Genomic DNA, 16,388 nt, shown 5'->3' on the forward strand with positions numbered 1-16,388 from the left:
AGGCCCAACCACCGACGTGCCTGCCGGCGATATTGGCGTTGGCGCCCGCGAAATAGGCTATATGTTTGGCCAGTATAAAAAGCTGGTTAACCGCTTTGACGGTGTTTTTACCGGTAAAAGTATTTTATGGGGCGGCTCGCTGGGCCGTAAAGAAGCAACCGGTTATGGTTGTGTTTATTTTGCCCGTTATATGCTGGCAGATCGCAATCAAGAGCTTGCCGGTAAAACATGTCTGGTGTCAGGCTCTGGCAATGTGGCTATTTACACCATAGAAAAACTACAGCAACTGGGTGCAACGACCATCACCTGCTCCGACTCTACCGGCACGGTTTATCATCCGGCCGGCATTAATCTGGCTACGCTTAAGCAAATTAAAGAGACTGAGCAGGGCCGCCTGACCAGCTACATGCAGCATCATCCGGACGCCACTTATATTGCCCGCAGCGACTACCCCGCCGATGGCCATGCAGTCTGGCGCTTTAAAGCCGATTTAGCCTTTCCTTGTGCCACCCAGAACGAACTGACCGGGGCCGATGCCGAAGCGCTGGTAGCTAATGGCTGCATTGCCGTGTCAGAGGGGGCCAATATGCCGTCAACCCAGGAGGCCGTAGCTGTATTTTTACGTCACGGTTTAGCCTATGGTCCGGGTAAAGCAGCAAATGCCGGCGGTGTCGCCACCAGCCAGTTAGAAATGGCCCAAAACGCCAGTATGCTAAGCTGGAGTTTTCAGGAAGTAGATGAAAAACTGCAGGTTATTATGCGCAATATCTATATTAAGGCGCGTGACACCGCAGCCGAGTTTGGTGAACCAAACAACCTGGTACTGGGCGCCAACATTGCCGGCTTTCGTCGGGTTGCCGACGCCATGATTGAGCAGGGCGTTGTTTAACCCTTTGTCAGTATTACTGGCCCAAATTAGCAAACTGCTGCTGTAACCACGGCAGCGCTATCGTCTCAGGCTCCAGCGTTTCACCTGCGTCGATGCGTAGCATCGGCGCCAGCTCAGTGCCCTGAATTTCCAGCAATAATGCGTGCAGTTGCTCACCTGCACCGCAGAATGTATCGTAGCTGCTGTCACCTAAGGCAATCACGGCAAATTGCTTACCGGTAAGCAGCGGAAACCGGTTTTGCACATCAAGATAAAACGGCAGCAGGTTATCAGGAATATCGCCCTGCCCTGTTGTCGAACTGATGACCAGCCAGATATCAGCGTTAAAACGAAGTACATCGTCAAGCTTTGTCTCAGTAAACAGCATCGTCTGGTAGCCCAGCTCATTCAATAATGCCTGCGCCTGCTCGCCAACATACTCGGCGGCGCCATACACAGTACCTATAATTAGCGCGACTTTGGTCATGTTTTCTCCCTAAAAAGCTCAGCAAACTGCTGCTGATAATACGCCTCTGCTATTGGCCAGCCAAAGTTGACAAACAGCGGCTCAAGCTCGTTCAGACCTGCTGAAAGGCTTAAAGGTTCGCCGGTTACCGGATGAGGCAGTTGCAACTGCTTTGCCACTAACATCAGGCGGCGACAATTAAAATGTTGCTTAAACAGCGCGTTGTGCTTACCGTCACCATGGCTGGTATCTCCAACAATCGGATGGCGCAGGTGAGCCAGATGCCGGCGCAGCTGATGTTTGCGTCCGGTCAGCGGTTGCAACGCAACTAAAGAGTAACGTGCGGCAGGATATTTACTGACCGGGATCGGCAGCTCAACCTGCTGCAATGGCTGATAACGGCTGATAGCGTGTTGTGGTGCTTTATCGTCGCGGCTAAACTTATCGGCAATTTTATCCAGCTCTTCTTTCAACGGATAATCCAGCTCGCCACCTTGCATTAAAAAGCCGCGCACCACGGCCAGATAGTACTTACGCCAGCATTGTTGTTCTTGCTGCTGACTAAGCACCCGGGCAACATCGGCAGATAATGCAAACAGCAATACACCAGAGGTCGGGCGGTCCAGCCGGTGCACCGGAAACACATGCTGACCAATCTGATCTCGCAGCGTCTGCATCACAAATACGGTTTCATGTTTATCCAGAAATGAGCGGTGAACTAACATACCGCTTGGCTTATCTACTGCAACAAGATACTGATCCTGATACAGAATATTAAGCGGTACATCAAGTACAAAAGGCGCAGCAGAACTCATTTCCCCCCCGGTACATGCGTGTCGATACGGGCAATGATCGTAAGCAACGGCGCAACCTTCTCACCGTGAGGTTTAAATGCTTCTTCTGCTATTGGCAGGATGCCAACTTTGCCGGGCAAACTTAACCTGGCATCAATTAATGCCTGCATTCTTGGCAGAAAAATGAACTGTAACCATTGTTCCAGTGGCAAAGTATCGCAGCAAAATGGCAGCGTACTCTCAAGCGCACGGGTATCAGGCGGGGAAGCACTCCAAAGCTGCAGCTGTTTTAGCTCTGCTTCAAGTGCGCTCAGCAACTGCTGTATTGTATCTGGCATAGCATCCTCGTTATTCAGAGAACAGTTTACCATAAGCGAAGATCGCAGCCAGCCCTTGCAAAGCGCGTTGGCAGTCAGCATTATCTGCCGATAGCGATAAGGAGTACGATATGGGTCCGGTGTTACTGCTGCTGTTTATCAGTAGTATTTGTTATTTGTTCTGGATGCAACGCAAACAGGATGAGCGCGCATTTGTCATTGCCAGACAATTGTGTCAGCAACAACAATTACAACTGCTTGACTGCGGCCGCAGCGGTCACAGCATACGCAAAGTTGATGGCCGGTTACGCTTTATTACCGTCTATCAGGTCGATTTCAGCGGTGACGGCGAAAGCCGTTATCAGGCAGAATTGCTACTGAGCGGGATGCGGCTGGCAGCATTTAATCTGCCAGCATACCGTATTAATTAGCGCCCAACTTACGTTTGAGCTGACCGGTCAGGAAGTCTTTTAGCATAACCCAGTCGGCCGCCAGGCTGTAAAACGGATGTTTGAAGGTTGCCGGCCGGTTGTGTTCAAAAGCAAAATGCCCAACCCAGGCAAAACCGTAACCAATCAGTGGCAGCAACCATAACCAGCGCCACTGCTGACTGAACAAGCTGTACAGCAACACAATAATGACCAGTGCGCTGCCAATGTAGTGCAGTGCCCGGCACACCGGATGACGATGCTCGCTTAAATAGTACGGGTAAAACTGGGCAAAACTGCTGAATTTATCCATAGGCTGAATTTACCTGCTTTTTCAGCTACTGCTGTGCTTGCCGCTGCCGGAACATCAGCGTACCGCTTACCGTGTTAAACGCCAGCTCGGTAACTGCCTGATATTTATCATCTGCAAAAAACGCTTTGTACTTTTCCAGCGTAACAAAAACACCGATGCCCGCTGATGACACATCTTTATCAACGATAGAGTCTACAGCGTGGATCAGATAATGCCCCAGTCCCAAATGCTGCTGCTTCGGAGCGACGGCGATAAACGCCAGCATGTGATAACGCTCTGCCGGCATCGCAGCATGAATTTTCTGCTCTTTATCCAGCAGCTGTTTGGTCGATACATAACCTGCTGTCAGTAGCATTTTTAACCGCCAGTGCCATAAACGGCTGCTACCAATACCCGAATCCGGTTCTATGACACAGGCCACACCAAATAACTGTTCTCCCTGAAACAGCCCTATAATGGGCTGCTTTGCCTGCCAGAAGGTATTTAACTCTTCACGTATCGCGGCCCTTAAACGCTGTTCATAGTCCGGCTTATCAGCGCGAAAAATCTCCATAAACAAAGGGTCATCATAATAAGATTGATACAGTAAAGATGCCGCCAGTTTCAGTTCATCTGCGCTGAGCAAAACGGCTTTAAGCCGATCCAGCTCTATGGTATTCAATTCAGCTAACATACAGGCCCCGGTGATATTGTTGTTTTTTTATCCACAATAGCAGTAAGGTTTGTCGTTGCCAAGCAGACAGTCACAGCAAAGCGACAATCGATTAGCTATGCTAAAGAACCAGTGAAACACCATAAAGGAGGAACAGATGGATACCTCAAACCACTCGTTAACAACCTTATTTGCCCAGCTGGGGCTGGATAATGACGAGCAAGCGATGGCACAGTTTATCCGCCAGCACAAACTGTCACCCGGCACCGCCATCCAGGACGCGCCATTCTGGAGTCAGGCTCAGGCCAGCTTCCTGCGCGAGTCATTGAAACAGGATGCAGAATGGTGTGAAATTATTGATGAGCTAAACACCCTGATGCATTAAACAGTAAAACCTCAGCAGCCCCCCTGGCTGCTGAGGTTCTGACAGTTATAAATACTGATAGGCTTTATCACCCCAGCCCGTCAGCCGATTTTGTTTAAACACTAATGGCGTACATTCATCTTTTGTCGTTTTGCCATCGCTTTTCTGGTGATGGGTGCGATAAAACAGCACCTGCACTGTCTCACCATCTTTGTTAAACGATTCAGTAAAGTCTGGCGTGCCCAGCAAAGTGCGGATATCTTCAGCGCTCATCTGCAACGTCAGCTTGTTGATTTGCTCCTGATTATAGCGCTGGGTTTTCTTCCAGCTGCTGTCATCACGTTCGAAGTCATGATCGCCACCTACCGCCACGACACATCCTGATAAGGTTACTGCCAGAGCCGCAGTAACGAAGACCTTTGCTAACATAATGATTTTCCTGTGTTGTTATGATTAAAGGGCCATCTACCTGACCACTCCCCAGAAAAGCAAAGACTATGCCACCGATTAAAACCTTTAAAAACAATGAATTAAAAAACAGCAGCTATCATTAATCTGTCAGCGGTGGTAAATTCCACTAATAGTTAGTCAAACAGGCAAATAATATGACCGACGCGGTAATGCTACTGCAGCAGGTTGCAGCGCAGTTGCAACAAGAAGGAAAAACCCCCAGCCTGGCGTTATTCCGTGCCCGCCTTGCCGGACAGTTAGCACCGCAACAACTGTTTGCGGCGTATCAGCATTGGCGTAATAACCCGGTGTACGCAGACAATGGGTCTGAGCTACCCGGGCAGACAGATACGCTGCAGGTTGAAACCGGTTCTGACGACATTAATGCCCGCCTACAACGTATAGAGGCCAAACTTGACCTCTTGCTCAGTAAGCTGGGGTAACGGCGTGTATCTGGCGGAACTGAGCTTTAAAATCATTGCCGATACTGATTTTAGCAAGGCAGAAGGGGCCATTCGTCGTTATATCGAAGCGCTCATTTTTAACGGCCAGGTACTGGGGCGTGAGTTTCCTACAGCCTGGCTGCAGGACAGATTTAACAGCAGGGTCGTACTACCGGCAGAAGATGCGCTGCAGCAGCAATATCATAGCCAGCGTGGCAAAGCTGTACTTGAGCAGCTGGCGAACTCAGGCCTGGCTTACCCACAATGGCAAATATTGGGGATGGATTTGATGTCATCTCATACCGATCCGTGCCTAAGCAGTGAGTGTTATATATTGTACAGCCGCTTTAGCGAAACCTGCTCACCGCTGCGCTGCGGCGAACACTTTGCCCCTGTGCCGTTATACAAGTTTTCTGCCCTTACCGATGACCATGAGCAGTTAATCCGCTGGCAACTGCAATATCAGGCACTGGACGAAATTCAGATGCAACAAAAACGGGTATTGCATAAAAGCGCCGAGCGCAGCCTGCAGCAGCTTAACAGTAAGCTGAATAAGCAAGGACGAGCATTAGACCGCCGCTTTGAACGTATTAGTCTCACGCCAGTGTTTTATGCCTTGTACAGCGGCAGTAGCGACAATTGCATAGCTGAAACCGACAAACGCTGCCCCGGCTGCAACGGTAACTGGCGTTTAGCTGAACCTTTACATGATATATTTGATTTTAAATGCGACAGTTGCCGTTTAGTCAGCAATGTAGCCTGGGATTGTCAAAGCCCATCGTAACTGCATGGTTTTAGGCTGGCGATAAAGTCGGTCAGATTATCAGAAAGTTTTTCTGTTACTTCCTGACCAACATGCTCAAGATACACCTCACCCGTGCTGTTTAATACGGACAGCAAAATATCGTCATCTTCTGTTGTGGCAAAAAACACTGTTTCCCGCTGCTTCAGACGCCGCTTCATAATGACGTGGCCGATAATATTTTCCTGTAACCGTTTTACATCATCTTCGTTCCACACCATCAGCAGCATCAGCTTACCGCGCTGATGCAAAGCAGATAAACCTGCTCCATAGTAAAGCTGATAAAAACGCTTGATGTCCTGGTGCAGTGTCAGCTCAAGCGCCTGTTCAACATTGCGATAATCTGCCGGCTGCTGTTGCAATACCGGTTGCCACTGCACGGAATTATCCTGTACTGCGCCGACCTGACAAGGTGACGGGCTGTTTGGATCGCACCAGGTCATTAAAGATTGTTGATTCTGTTTGTACCAACTCACGGCTTGCTGCACAAAATGGGTGTAATTGCTCTCTAGCACCACGCGATCTTCCATCAGACTTTATGATAAACTTGCGCCATTGTAACGCCAAAGCAAAGCGATGACACCAACAGACATGACCAGCCTTAACTCAGATTTGCTTGCCGGGCTCAGCCTGGGGAAAGCCAGCGCCTACGCCGATAAATATGATGCCAGTTTATTACAAGCCGTGCCGCGCAGCCTTGGCCGGGACGATATCGGCCTGGATGCAACCGCCTTACCTTTTGTTGGCCAGGATATCTGGCACGGTTATGAACTGTCATGGTTAAACGCGAAAGGCAAACCTATGGTAGCCCTTGCAACTTTTGTTGTGCCATTCGATTCTGCCAATCTTATCGAGTCTAAATCTTTCAAACTGTATCTGAACAGTTTTAACCAAAGCCGCTTTACCGATCTAGGCCAGGTCTATAAGCATCTGCAGCAAGATTTATCTGCCTGCGCCGGCAAACAAGTTAAAGTCAGCTTGCACAACGTTAATGAAATTACCACCTTTCAACCGACCTGGATCCCCGGCCGCTGTATTGATGATTTAGACATTGAGATCAACCAGTATCAGTACGACGCCAGTCTGCTACAACTGCAACCTGATGCAGATGTCACTGAAGAGCGTTTACACTCGCATTTATTAAAATCTAATTGCCTGATCACCTCTCAGCCGGACTGGGCCAGCCTGTATATTCATTACCGTGGCAAAGCGCTGGATCATGAAGCATTGCTGCGGTATCTGATCAGCTTTCGCAGCCACAATGAGTTTCATGAGCAGTGTGTTGAGCGCATTTTCACCGACATCTGGCTGCGCTGCCAGCCCTCTTTTTTAGCCGTGTATGCCCGTTACACACGTCGTGGTGGCCTGGATATAAACCCCTGGCGCGCTAGTGAACCTTGTACACCACCAAACATCCGCCTCAGCCGACAGTAACATGTAATATTACAAGGCAACTTTCACCAAAAAGTGAAGGTAAAGGCATTCTCAATGCGTAAGAATGACTAAAAAGCAGATAAAAACTATTTCTTGCTGGCAAAATCTGAAATAAAAAAGAAATATTACAAACAAACTTTCAAAAAAGCGGCATTTCTGGTTAAATGTGCAGCGTCTGAGGGAAAATCAGACGCAAGTTCCAACAAGGAATGCTGATTATGTTTAACCTGACCTCTACTGAAGAACAATCATGGTTACCTTACTACCTGTGTAAGAAGTAAACCTGAATAAAAACATTCCCTACTATAGCGGGCCTTTTTGGCCCGTTTTTTTTGTGCAAAAGTCTGATTTGAGTACAAACAGTGATCGCTTTTGCAGCGATACTCGATATACTTAAGATTAAACATGTATTTAACTAAATGGTTGATGGGTGATGCCCTTGCAGGACGACACTAAACAACAACTGAATGATGCCCTCAAAGCCCGTAAAGCGCTGGAAGATACCTATGAAGCGCAATTTAAAATACTGGCATTATTTGTTTCCAGATTGTCTCTGGCATGCAAAGGCGTAGACGTTGATCTGGACAACCGGCTGGCGAAATTACGTACCGAGTTAAACCGCGGTACCGATCTGGAAAAATTGCTGCCTTTTATTGAAGGCACCAGCGAAAACCTGAAGCAATTAGAAGCAAAACACCAGCTTGACGTGCAAAAAGTGCAGCGCGGCCTGACAGAAGCAGGCAAACTTCTGCAGAAACAAAAAGGTTTACCGGACCAGCTAAGGCGCGACTTAAGAGAATTACTGGGCAAAGTTGAAACGCCCTCCGCTACGGTACACGCTTTTTTACCCCACCTGAATGATTTAACCAGGCTATACCAGCACGCGCTGGAAGCGAAACAACAATTAAGCAGCGACTGCGCAGATGAAGACCGCTACAGCCATATTTGTCGCCAGATCAGTGTAGAGCTGACAAATCTGCTCAGCGAACTGGCCTTCGCTGAAGAGAGCGCTGCAGAGATGGATAATATCCGGCATAGCTTGCTGGAAAAATTGCCTATCGACGCCCTGCTGGAAGCTTGTCTTAAGACGATCAGTATTATTATCAGCAGCATCAATCGTGAACGACAATCAGCAGAGCATTTTCTCCTGAAGTTAAACGATGCTCTGTCCGGCGTACAGCAAGCGGTTGTTTCATCGCTGAGTACATCCTCTGCGCTGAAAGAGCGTATGCAGATACTGAATCAGCAAATTGAACAGCAGATTGTTCACCTGGGCGCCGCCAGCGAGAAAGCTACGTCGCTCGAACAGCTAAAAACGCTGGTGAGTGAGAAGCTGTCCGCCATTAACAGCTCACTGCGTGAAAAAGACCAACTGGAACAGCAAGAACGGCATAACCTGCAGCTGACACTCGGTGATATGGAACACCGGTTACATGAACTGGAAAGCGAAGCTTTAACCTTTAAAAAGCGTATTTCAGATCAGAGCTTTCGCAGCCTGCAGGACGCCCTTACAGAGATCCCGAATCGTGCTGCTTTTGACGAACGTTACCAGTTCGAGATTAAACGCTGGCAGCGTTATAAAAAGCCACTTTGCGTAGTATTGGCTGACGTGGACCATTTTAAAAGTATTAATGACAACTACGGCCATAGCGCCGGTGATAAAACATTAAAAGTTATTGCTAAGACGCTGAAATTAAACCTGCGTGAGACCGACTTCATCGCCCGTTACGGCGGCGAGGAATTTATTATCCTGTTTCCTGAAACATCGCTTGCAGAGCTGGAAGTACCGCTGAATACGCTGAGAGAGAAAATCAGGAAAATCCCGTTTAAATTCAAAAATGTCAGTGTTCCAATCACGATTTCATTTGGCGCTACACAGTTTGTCACGAAAGATACCAGCCGCAGTGCTTTTGATCGTGCAGACGAAGCCTTGTATGAAGCGAAGAGATCGGGCCGGGACAAAGTCATTTTAAAACCCGCCAGCGAATAGCGGGTTTTATCAATATTGAAGGAGCACATATGCATGTGCAGTTAAACCCGCTAGGGTCTATGGATCTGTTATCACAATTAGAAGTAGACCATTTAAAGCAAAATACCCAGCAAGAGGCCTTCCGGTTATTTCGTAACTGCTGTCTTGCTGTCTTGAACGTCGGCAGCCATACAGACAGTTCTGCAGAAATATATGAGCAATATAAAGACTTTTCAGTCAACCTGATTAGCCGTGAGCGCGGTATCAAAATAGAGCTGTTTAACCCGCCGCAAAGCGCTTTTGTTGATGGCCATATTATCAAAGGCATACACGAGCATTTGTTTGCGGTGTTAAGGGATATTTTGTTTTATCACAGCCGCTTGCAGAGCAACAAAAGCTGGCTCGATTTAAATCTTGGCCCACACATTACCCACACAGTGTTTGATATTCTGCGTAATGCCCGCGTTATAGATGCCAGCAATGAACCCAACATGATAGTGTGCTGGGGCGGCCATTCTATCAATGAGACAGAATACAAGTACACCAAAGAAGTAGGTTATGAACTTGGCCTGCGCGGCATGGATATTTGTACCGGCTGTGGTCCGGGCGCCATGAAAGGGCCGATGAAAGGCGCCACTATAGGCCATAACAAACAACGGCGCAGCAGTGGCCGCTACCTGGGCCTGACTGAGCCAGGTATCATTGCAGCCGAACCCCCTAACCCTATTGTCAATGAGCTGGTGATACTGCCAGATATTGAAAAGCGGCTGGAAGCCTTTGTCCGGGTGGCTCACGGTATTATCGTCTTTCCGGGCGGCGCCGGCACAGCAGAAGAGTTGTTATACCTGCTTGGTATCATGTTGCACCAGGACAACAGACAGCAAACGCTACCCGTGATTCTGACCGGCCCGAAACAGAGCGAAGCTTATTTCCGTGAAATTGCCAGCTTTATCGAGAATACACTTGGCAAAGAAGCGCTGGATTTATTTGAGATTATTATTGATGACGCCCCTGCCGTTGCCCGTAAACTCAAGCTTGGTGCAGCAGACGTCAGACATTACCGCAAATCGGTAGGAGATGCTTACCACTTTAACTGGACACTGCAAATTGAACCGGGGTTCCAGCAGCCTTTTATCCCGAATCATCAGAACATGGCCGCACTGGACTTGCACCTGGAGCAAGACAAAGCAACACTGGCAGCTAACCTGCGCCGCGCCTTTTCCGGCATTGTCGCCGGCAATGTGAAAGACGAAGGCATTAAAGCAATACGCCAGCATGGGCCATTCCAGATAAGTGGTGAACCGAAACTGATGCAAATGATGGACACGCTGTTACAGGCTTTCGTTGATCAGGGCAGGATGAAATTGCCTGGCAGTAAATACATCCCGTGCTACAGGGTTGTGCGCTAGATGGCCCATTTACTGCTTATCGACGCTTTAAACTTGATCCGGCGTTTATATGCTGTGCAGGAGCGGCCTTACCTGCCGTTGCCTGACGATGTGACCGAAAGCACAAAAGCACAAATTGTGCGTAACACAGAAAACATGCTGCGCCAGGCGCTGACCAGACTGCAGCAGGAATTGTCCCCCAGCCACGCGCTGCTGGTGTTTGACGGCCGTGACAGCCTGTGGCGAAAAGCACTGTATCAGGACTATAAAGCGAATCGTAAACCCATGCCGGCAATACTGGCCGGTGCGCTGGAAAACCTGCAACAGGTTGCGAAAAACGCCGGTATAAACAGTTTTCAGCAAGCTGAATATGAAGCTGATGACATTATTGCTTCTGTTGCGGTAAAAATGGCCCAGCATGGACAACAGGTTACGATTGTTTCAACAGACAAAGGCTTTTTGCCACTGTTAGAGCAAAATATTCAGGTTTATGATGCTTTCGCCCGCCAATTCCACAGCACAGCAGATGTGCAGCAGAAATTTGGTGTCAGCACCACTCAATTGGTGCGGTACTGGAGCCTGGTGGGCGACAGCACCAACAATATTCCTGGCGTAAATGGTATTGGCCCAAAAGGCGCGCATGATTTACTGGCATTAGGCGCCACTCTGACTGATGCGTTGGAACATCCGGATTGCCATAAAAAGCTGCGCGAGAAAATTTTGCAGCACAAAGAGCAAATTAAGGTTTTTATGCAGATCCTGACATTAAAAACAGATGTACAACTGGGCCTTAACCTGCAGGAAATGCGTATTGTCCAGCAGGACGGATAGATATGCAGGCAAACATTCAGCGCTTTACCTCACACTTTCGCATCAGCAAATTCACCGGCTTCATGTTAGGCGTGCTGATTTATATGTTGCTGACTCTGGCAGTGCTGTTCTGGTATCAGGATGATGTAGAACAAATGACCTGGGCTGATCGCGAAGTGTTTAATCATAAAATCATCAGCCAGTACACACTGAGCAGCGGCATTAATCAGCAACAGGTACTGGACCGGCTTGGCTCGCCAGACATCACAGTGGCGAAGCAACAAGGGCATACGCTGTATCAGGTATTGTATTACCGTACGCACCGTGACACGCCGGACGGTATCACCACAACAGCAGAATGTACTGCACTGCTGTTTAAAAACCGGCAGTTAATTGCAATAGGCGAATCAGCAGTGTTGCAGTATCAGGCTGTGCGTGGCAGTGCAGACTAAAGTTACCACGTTCAATCAGTATCAGGAGCTGGTACTCCAAAGCTGCCGCTATCTGCGTACCCGCTCAGAACCCGATACAGCGCTGAAGTTAAGTTTACAGCTAAGCGCGCTGCGTTTATCACTGCCAGACAACGGTGCGCTGTTACTGCAAAGCGAATCCGGCATACCGATAGCATTACAGCGCATCGAAATCATATTACTGCTATGCAGGCACTATTGCTGGCCAGAAAAGATACAGCAGCTTGCCCTTCGGGCCGGGTTCTGTAGCGTATTGTGCCAGGCTATGCCAGAGCAGCCACAAAGCGCCAGGTGGCAAGCCTACCCTGCACTGTTAGCAGCGCACATATTAAAGCAAAGCCTGCAAAGCAGCAGCCTGCGGTTAATACTGGCCGGTAGTTATCCGACTGAGCGCAAGGTTGCTTACTGGCTGCAAAACCCTCTGAGCCTGGTCCTGACGCAGGCGGAATATCTGAGCAGTCAATCGCTGCCATTAGCGCAGCAGATTGGCCTGCGTATCGCGTTGACAAAAAGCGAGTATGAAATAGCCCTGCTAAGACAGCTGCTACAGAGCCTGGGCCAGTTGGACAATTCAGACCTTGCGCCAAGCCCTGAAAACTTCAGCGCGGACTCCCGCTTCACGGAGTTATACGATGCTGAAACCAAACAGCTGGAACAGTATCTGCAACAACAGCCAGAGCTGGCAGCCCCGGTGCTGGCCAGAGCAAGTCAGTTAAACCGGCAACAACAACAAATAAGCAATCTTCATCTGGCGCTGAATCTGCTCGGCAGGCAGCAAATACCGTTTATCCTGGCCGAAGCTGAGCTGCATTATCAATTGGCCAGGTTGAAAAACCCGTCGCAGGCTGTATGGCAGCAGTTTAGTAAAGTCATGGCGCACGCTCTTGCCCTGCTTAGTGCCGAACAGCATTCAGAAGCTTACTGGCAGGCCGTGTCACTTTGCCTGTGCGCGCCACTCTGGTTCAGACACAACGACTACAGCAGCCCGGCACTGGCGCCACAGCGCCTGGGCAGTACAGCCCCTTTTGACGATAGTATTTATCGCCAGGACAGCACTCATGCACTGATATCTGATTTACTGTGTCAGTATCAACTGACAATCTGGCAACAGCCGGTCACACAGTGGCTGCATAACATGACGACACTAACCGACAACAGAACATTGGCGATTTCGTTTGCCTGGAACAGCTGTAAAGTACTGCTGCTTAATGACAACATTGAGCTGCTTGAAAAACGTCCAGCAGCAGTGGCAAATGAGCATAACTGGCTGGCGCAGCTGGCAGCCAACAGCGAATGTTACTGCCCACTGACTTTGTCATTGTAGTTTTATTACAACATTCATATACGTTATACAGGGTATAACTGAGATTTTTGTGCCTGCTTCGTAGCAAACTGGCGTAATGTGCCGAAAAATGCTATATTCTGCGCCGTTTTCAGGCCCGCCAGAGGCCGTTTTCAAACAAGTACGTCTGATTAAGTACGTCGAATAACTACGACCCGAATAATTACGACAGCTAAGGATCCCCATGAGCAAACAAACTATTACTGTCATTAAAGGCGATGGCATTGGCCCGAGCATTGTTGAAGCCGCCATTCAGGTGCTGGATAAAGTTGGCTGTGAATTTGAATATGAGTATGTCGATGCCGGTTTAACCGCACTGGAAAAAACCGGTGAGTTACTGCCGCAAGCAACATTAGATGCAATTGCCCGCAACAAGATCACGTTAAAAGGCCCTCTCACCACGCCTGTTGGTGAAGGTTTCACGTCAATTAACGTTACCTTACGTAAGAAATTCAACCTGTACTCTAACGTGCGCCCGGTGATCTCATTTAAAGGCACCAAAGCCCGTTATGAAAACATTGATATCATTACCATCCGTGAAAATACCGAAGGTATGTACTCAGGGCATGGCCAGGTCGTGTCTGCTGATGGTTTAGTTGCAGAAGCCACCAGCATCGTTACCCGCGAAGGTGCAGAACGTATTGCCGTGTTTGCCTTTGAAACGGCACGGCGCGAAAACCGCAAAAAAGTGACTATCGTGCATAAGGCCAATATTCTGAAATCAACCTCGGGTTTGTTTCTGAAAACAGCGCGCGAAGTTGCCACCCGCTACCCGGATATCGAAGCGCAGGAAATGATTGTTGATAACGCCTGTATGCAGCTGGTGATGAACCCGCAACAGTTTGACGTTATCGTTACCACTAACCTGTTTGGCGATATATTGTCAGATTTATGCGCTGGTTTAGTCGGTGGTCTGGGCATGGCGCCTGGCGCAAACATCGGTGCTGATTGCGCGATTTTTGAAGCTGTGCATGGCAGTGCGCCGGATATCGCCGGTAAAAACCTGGCTAACCCAAGTTCTGTAATCCTGGCGTCAATCCAGATGCTGGAGTACCTGGGTATGCAGGACAAAGCAGAGAAAATCCGCTCAGCACTGGCAGATGTAATCGCTACTGGCGATCGCACAACCCGCGATTTAGGTGGCAGCTTCGGTACTACCGACTTCACTACTGCGGTATTAGAGCGCCTGTAAGCAAAAATTTTGTTAGCATAGCCACCTTCGGGTGGCTATTTTTTTATGCTGAGTTAAGGATTCTGATATGACGCAAGCCAATAATCCGCTGCATGGTTTTACGCTGGAGCAAATTGTCACGGCACTGGTAGACCACTTTGGCTGGCCTGCACTGGCAAACCAGATTGATATCAACTGCTTTAAGCAGGATCCATCGGTAAAAAGCAGTTTAAAGTTTTTGCGTAAAACGCCTTGGGCACGGCAAAAAGTTGAAGACCTGTTTGTTGCCCAAAAGCTGTATCAGCAGCGGTAATACAGCTTGACCGGGCTTTAACCGTTGTAGATGGTACCACCGCTGCCAATATAATGTTGTAATACCTGATTAGCAGCCTCACGCTGTACCAGGCGCACGACCTCTACCCCGGCGTTTTGCAGATAAGCATAACTACTGTCAAATACCGGGCCTTCATCAAAACCTATCGCACGGGCATCCTCTGCCGTGGCGGCGCAAACCAAACGTTTTACCCCGCTCCACAGTGTTCCGCCCAGACACATAGCACAGGGTTCACAAGAGGTGAACAGTTCACGTTTCACACCATCAGCTGACAAACTAAAACTTTGCAGATTATGCTCAGCCAGCATGATGGCCATCATTTCACCATGTGCTGCAGAGTTATGCAGTGGCATAACCCGGTTCACACCAACACTGACCAATTTGCCGCTGGCCATATCAAAAATGGCACTGCCAAAAGGGCCGCCGGTGCCGCGCAATACATTCTGATGAGACAGCTCTACCGCGACGGCCATTTTTTCTTCATCGCTGCGGTAAACCTTATCCCAGTCGACAACCTCGTCAATCCAGCCAGGTAAATCCAGCATAACCTGATGCTTATTCATTTGTGTTCCTCAAAAAAAAGCCCGCAACAGCGGGCCTGATTAGTATGTTACTTGTCGGCCAGCGGTTTACTGTATGCCAGTTCCATATCCCATGGCAGCTGGATCCAGGTATCCTGTTCTATATCGGTAATATAATGATCAACCAGCGGTTTACCCTGAGGTTTAGCATAAATCGTCACAAAACAGGCCTTGGGGAAATGCTCACGCAGGGCTTTGGCGGTTTCGCCGGTATCGACCAGATCGTCAACAATCAGCAGTTGTTTATCGTCCTGCAGGCTGGCGTCTTTGAGAATACGCAAACTGCCCTGTTTATCGTGTTCGTAACTGGCGACACAGATACTGTCAACCACACGGATATTCAGCTCACGTGCCAGAATGGCCGCTGGTACCAAACCACCGCGGCTGACTGCAACTATCGCGTTGTATTCTTTGCCTAGCAACTGATGCGCCAGCTCCTTGGTTGCACGGTGGAAAGCTTCCCACGATACATAAAACATTTTATTGGTTGATAGCGACATAGCGTCTGTCCTACAAATTCGGTTAGTCGGAAATTATAAACAACCCAGTGCCACTTCGACCATTTCGTTAAAACTGGTCTGACGCAATTCTGCACTTAACGCCTCACCGGTGCGGATATGGTCACTGACGGTAAAGATTGCCAGCGCATTGATACCATACTCAGCCGCCACGCCATACAGGCCAGCGGCTTCCATTTCCACTGCCAGCACGCCGTATTTCTCCAGCGTATCAAACAAGGTTTCACTCGGGTTGTAGAACAGATCAGAGGTAAATACATTACCCACTTTGACGTCGATATCTTTGGCACGTGCTGCAGCAACGGCTTTTTCCAGCAGGTTAAAGCTGGCAATAGCAGCAAAGTCCATACCGGCTAAACGGTTACGGTTCACCCCTGAGTCGGTACTGGCGCCCATACCTATTACCACATCACGTACTTTTACAGACAATGGCAAACCACCACAGGAACCGATACGGATGATGTTTTTCACACC

23 protein-coding genes are annotated in these 16,388 nt (G+C 48.9%); 13 read left to right on the plus strand and 10 right to left on the minus strand.

Annotated elements, in window-relative coordinates; genetic code table 11:
* Positions 1–889: NADP-specific glutamate dehydrogenase (locus VIN66_RS06600; RefSeq protein ID WP_331923237.1), on the plus strand; the 889-nt coding region annotated here is incomplete at its 5' end.
* A 13-nt stretch (positions 890–902) separates the two neighbouring features.
* Here VIN66_RS06600 and VIN66_RS06605 read toward each other — a convergent pair.
* Genes VIN66_RS06605 through VIN66_RS06615 form a run of 3 tightly spaced genes read right to left on the minus strand, consistent with a single transcriptional unit; the run spans position 903 to position 2,466 of the window.
* The gene (locus tag VIN66_RS06605) at positions 903–1,355 is read right to left on the minus strand and encodes a flavodoxin (RefSeq protein ID WP_331923238.1); all 453 of its coding nucleotides are present in this window, start codon (positions 1,353–1,355) and stop codon (positions 903–905) included.
* Positions 1,352–2,149, minus strand: coding sequence for a tRNA pseudouridine(65) synthase TruC (truC, locus tag VIN66_RS06610; protein ID WP_331923239.1), 798 nt, complete (start codon positions 2,147–2,149; stop codon positions 1,352–1,354). The genes VIN66_RS06605 and truC overlap by 4 nt, the downstream gene beginning before the upstream one ends.
* Complete coding sequence (locus VIN66_RS06615; RefSeq protein ID WP_331923240.1) at positions 2,146–2,466, minus strand: YqcC family protein; 321 nt, start codon at positions 2,464–2,466, stop codon at positions 2,146–2,148. Before VIN66_RS06615 ends, truC begins: the two co-directional genes overlap by 4 nt.
* A gap of 110 nt (positions 2,467–2,576) precedes the next feature.
* On the opposite strand from VIN66_RS06615, the gene VIN66_RS06620 reads away from it, so the two are divergent.
* A complete protein-coding gene (locus VIN66_RS06620; protein ID WP_134057153.1) occupies positions 2,577–2,876 on the plus strand; it encodes a DUF3301 domain-containing protein in 300 nt (99 codons plus the stop codon).
* Here VIN66_RS06620 and VIN66_RS06625 read toward each other — a convergent pair.
* The gene (locus tag VIN66_RS06625; protein ID WP_331923241.1) at positions 2,869–3,186 is read right to left on the minus strand and encodes a DUF962 domain-containing protein; all 318 of its coding nucleotides are present in this window, start codon (positions 3,184–3,186) and stop codon (positions 2,869–2,871) included. The genes VIN66_RS06620 and VIN66_RS06625 overlap by 8 nt on opposite strands.
* A 25-nt stretch (positions 3,187–3,211) precedes the next feature.
* The gene (locus tag VIN66_RS06630) at positions 3,212–3,859 is read right to left on the minus strand and encodes a GNAT family N-acetyltransferase (protein WP_331923242.1); all 648 of its coding nucleotides are present in this window, start codon (positions 3,857–3,859) and stop codon (positions 3,212–3,214) included.
* Between the two features lie 136 nt (positions 3,860–3,995).
* Between VIN66_RS06630 and VIN66_RS06635 the strand changes: the two genes are divergently transcribed.
* On the plus strand, positions 3,996–4,223 hold the full coding sequence (locus tag VIN66_RS06635; protein ID WP_331923243.1) for a DUF2789 domain-containing protein: 228 nt from the start codon (positions 3,996–3,998) through the stop codon (positions 4,221–4,223).
* A gap of 45 nt (positions 4,224–4,268) precedes the next feature.
* Here the strand turns inward: VIN66_RS06635 and VIN66_RS06640 are convergent, their stop codons facing one another.
* Positions 4,269–4,631: a DUF3192 domain-containing protein gene (locus VIN66_RS06640; RefSeq protein ID WP_134057161.1), complete on the minus strand. Its 363-nt coding sequence runs from the start codon at positions 4,629–4,631 to the stop codon at positions 4,269–4,271.
* A gap of 176 nt (positions 4,632–4,807) precedes the next feature.
* On the opposite strand from VIN66_RS06640, the gene VIN66_RS06645 reads away from it, so the two are divergent.
* Both VIN66_RS06645 and VIN66_RS06650 read left to right on the plus strand, forming a co-directional pair.
* Entirely contained in the window at positions 4,808–5,095 is a 288-nt protein-coding gene (locus tag VIN66_RS06645) for a hypothetical protein (protein ID WP_331923244.1), read from the plus strand.
* The gene (locus VIN66_RS06650; protein ID WP_331923245.1) at positions 5,067–5,879 is read left to right on the plus strand and encodes a Zn-ribbon-containing protein; all 813 of its coding nucleotides are present in this window, start codon (positions 5,067–5,069) and stop codon (positions 5,877–5,879) included. The genes VIN66_RS06645 and VIN66_RS06650 overlap by 29 nt, the downstream gene beginning before the upstream one ends.
* Here VIN66_RS06650 and syd read toward each other — a convergent pair.
* A complete protein-coding gene (gene syd, locus VIN66_RS06655; protein WP_331923246.1) occupies positions 5,864–6,427 on the minus strand; it encodes a SecY-interacting protein in 564 nt (187 codons plus the stop codon). The two genes, VIN66_RS06650 and syd, sit on opposite strands and share 16 nt — an antisense overlap.
* 46 nt (positions 6,428–6,473) lie before the next feature.
* Here syd and queF point away from each other — a divergent pair, with 46 nt between their 5' ends.
* The 8 genes from queF to VIN66_RS06695 all read left to right on the plus strand — a co-directional run bounded on the left by queF (position 6,474) and on the right by VIN66_RS06695 (position 14,794).
* A complete protein-coding gene (gene queF / locus VIN66_RS06660; RefSeq protein WP_331923247.1) occupies positions 6,474–7,331 on the plus strand; it encodes an NADPH-dependent 7-cyano-7-deazaguanine reductase QueF in 858 nt (285 codons plus the stop codon).
* Positions 7,332–7,764: 433 nt separating this feature from the next.
* Positions 7,765–9,321, plus strand: coding sequence for a diguanylate cyclase (locus tag VIN66_RS06665; protein WP_331923257.1), 1,557 nt, complete (start codon positions 7,765–7,767; stop codon positions 9,319–9,321).
* A gap of 29 nt (positions 9,322–9,350) precedes the next feature.
* A complete protein-coding gene (gene ppnN / locus VIN66_RS06670) occupies positions 9,351–10,709 on the plus strand; it encodes a nucleotide 5'-monophosphate nucleosidase PpnN (protein WP_331923248.1) in 1,359 nt (452 codons plus the stop codon).
* Positions 10,710–11,519: a flap endonuclease Xni gene (gene xni, locus VIN66_RS06675; RefSeq protein WP_331923249.1), complete on the plus strand. Its 810-nt coding sequence runs from the start codon at positions 10,710–10,712 to the stop codon at positions 11,517–11,519.
* 2 nt (positions 11,520–11,521) lie between these two features.
* Positions 11,522–11,950: a DUF3192 domain-containing protein gene (locus VIN66_RS06680; protein WP_331923250.1), complete on the plus strand. Its 429-nt coding sequence runs from the start codon at positions 11,522–11,524 to the stop codon at positions 11,948–11,950.
* Entirely contained in the window at positions 11,934–13,292 is a 1,359-nt protein-coding gene (locus VIN66_RS06685) for a hypothetical protein (protein ID WP_331923251.1), read from the plus strand. The genes VIN66_RS06680 and VIN66_RS06685 overlap by 17 nt, the downstream gene beginning before the upstream one ends.
* A 202-nt stretch (positions 13,293–13,494) precedes the next feature.
* Positions 13,495–14,502, plus strand: a complete 1,008-nt coding sequence (locus VIN66_RS06690; protein WP_331923252.1) for an isocitrate dehydrogenase — start codon at positions 13,495–13,497, stop codon at positions 14,500–14,502.
* Positions 14,503–14,569: 67 nt separating this feature from the next.
* The gene (locus VIN66_RS06695; protein WP_331923253.1) at positions 14,570–14,794 is read left to right on the plus strand and encodes a VF530 family protein; all 225 of its coding nucleotides are present in this window, start codon (positions 14,570–14,572) and stop codon (positions 14,792–14,794) included.
* 17 nt (positions 14,795–14,811) lie between these two features.
* Here VIN66_RS06695 and VIN66_RS06700 read toward each other — a convergent pair whose 3' ends face one another.
* From VIN66_RS06700 to deoD, 3 genes are all read right to left on the minus strand, one after another.
* Entirely contained in the window at positions 14,812–15,378 is a 567-nt protein-coding gene (locus VIN66_RS06700; protein WP_331923254.1) for a nucleoside deaminase, read from the minus strand.
* Positions 15,379–15,425: 47 nt separating this feature from the next.
* Positions 15,426–15,896 carry a xanthine phosphoribosyltransferase gene (gpt, locus tag VIN66_RS06705; protein WP_331923255.1) on the minus strand — a complete coding sequence of 157 codons (471 nt, stop codon included), beginning with the start codon at positions 15,894–15,896 and terminating at the stop codon, positions 15,426–15,428.
* Between the two features lie 33 nt (positions 15,897–15,929).
* Positions 15,930–16,388: purine-nucleoside phosphorylase (gene deoD / locus VIN66_RS06710; RefSeq protein WP_331923256.1), on the minus strand; the 459-nt coding region annotated here is incomplete at its 5' end.

The organism is Rheinheimera sp., from assembly GCF_036568245.1.
Taxonomy (GTDB): domain Bacteria; phylum Pseudomonadota; class Gammaproteobacteria; order Enterobacterales; family Alteromonadaceae; genus Alishewanella.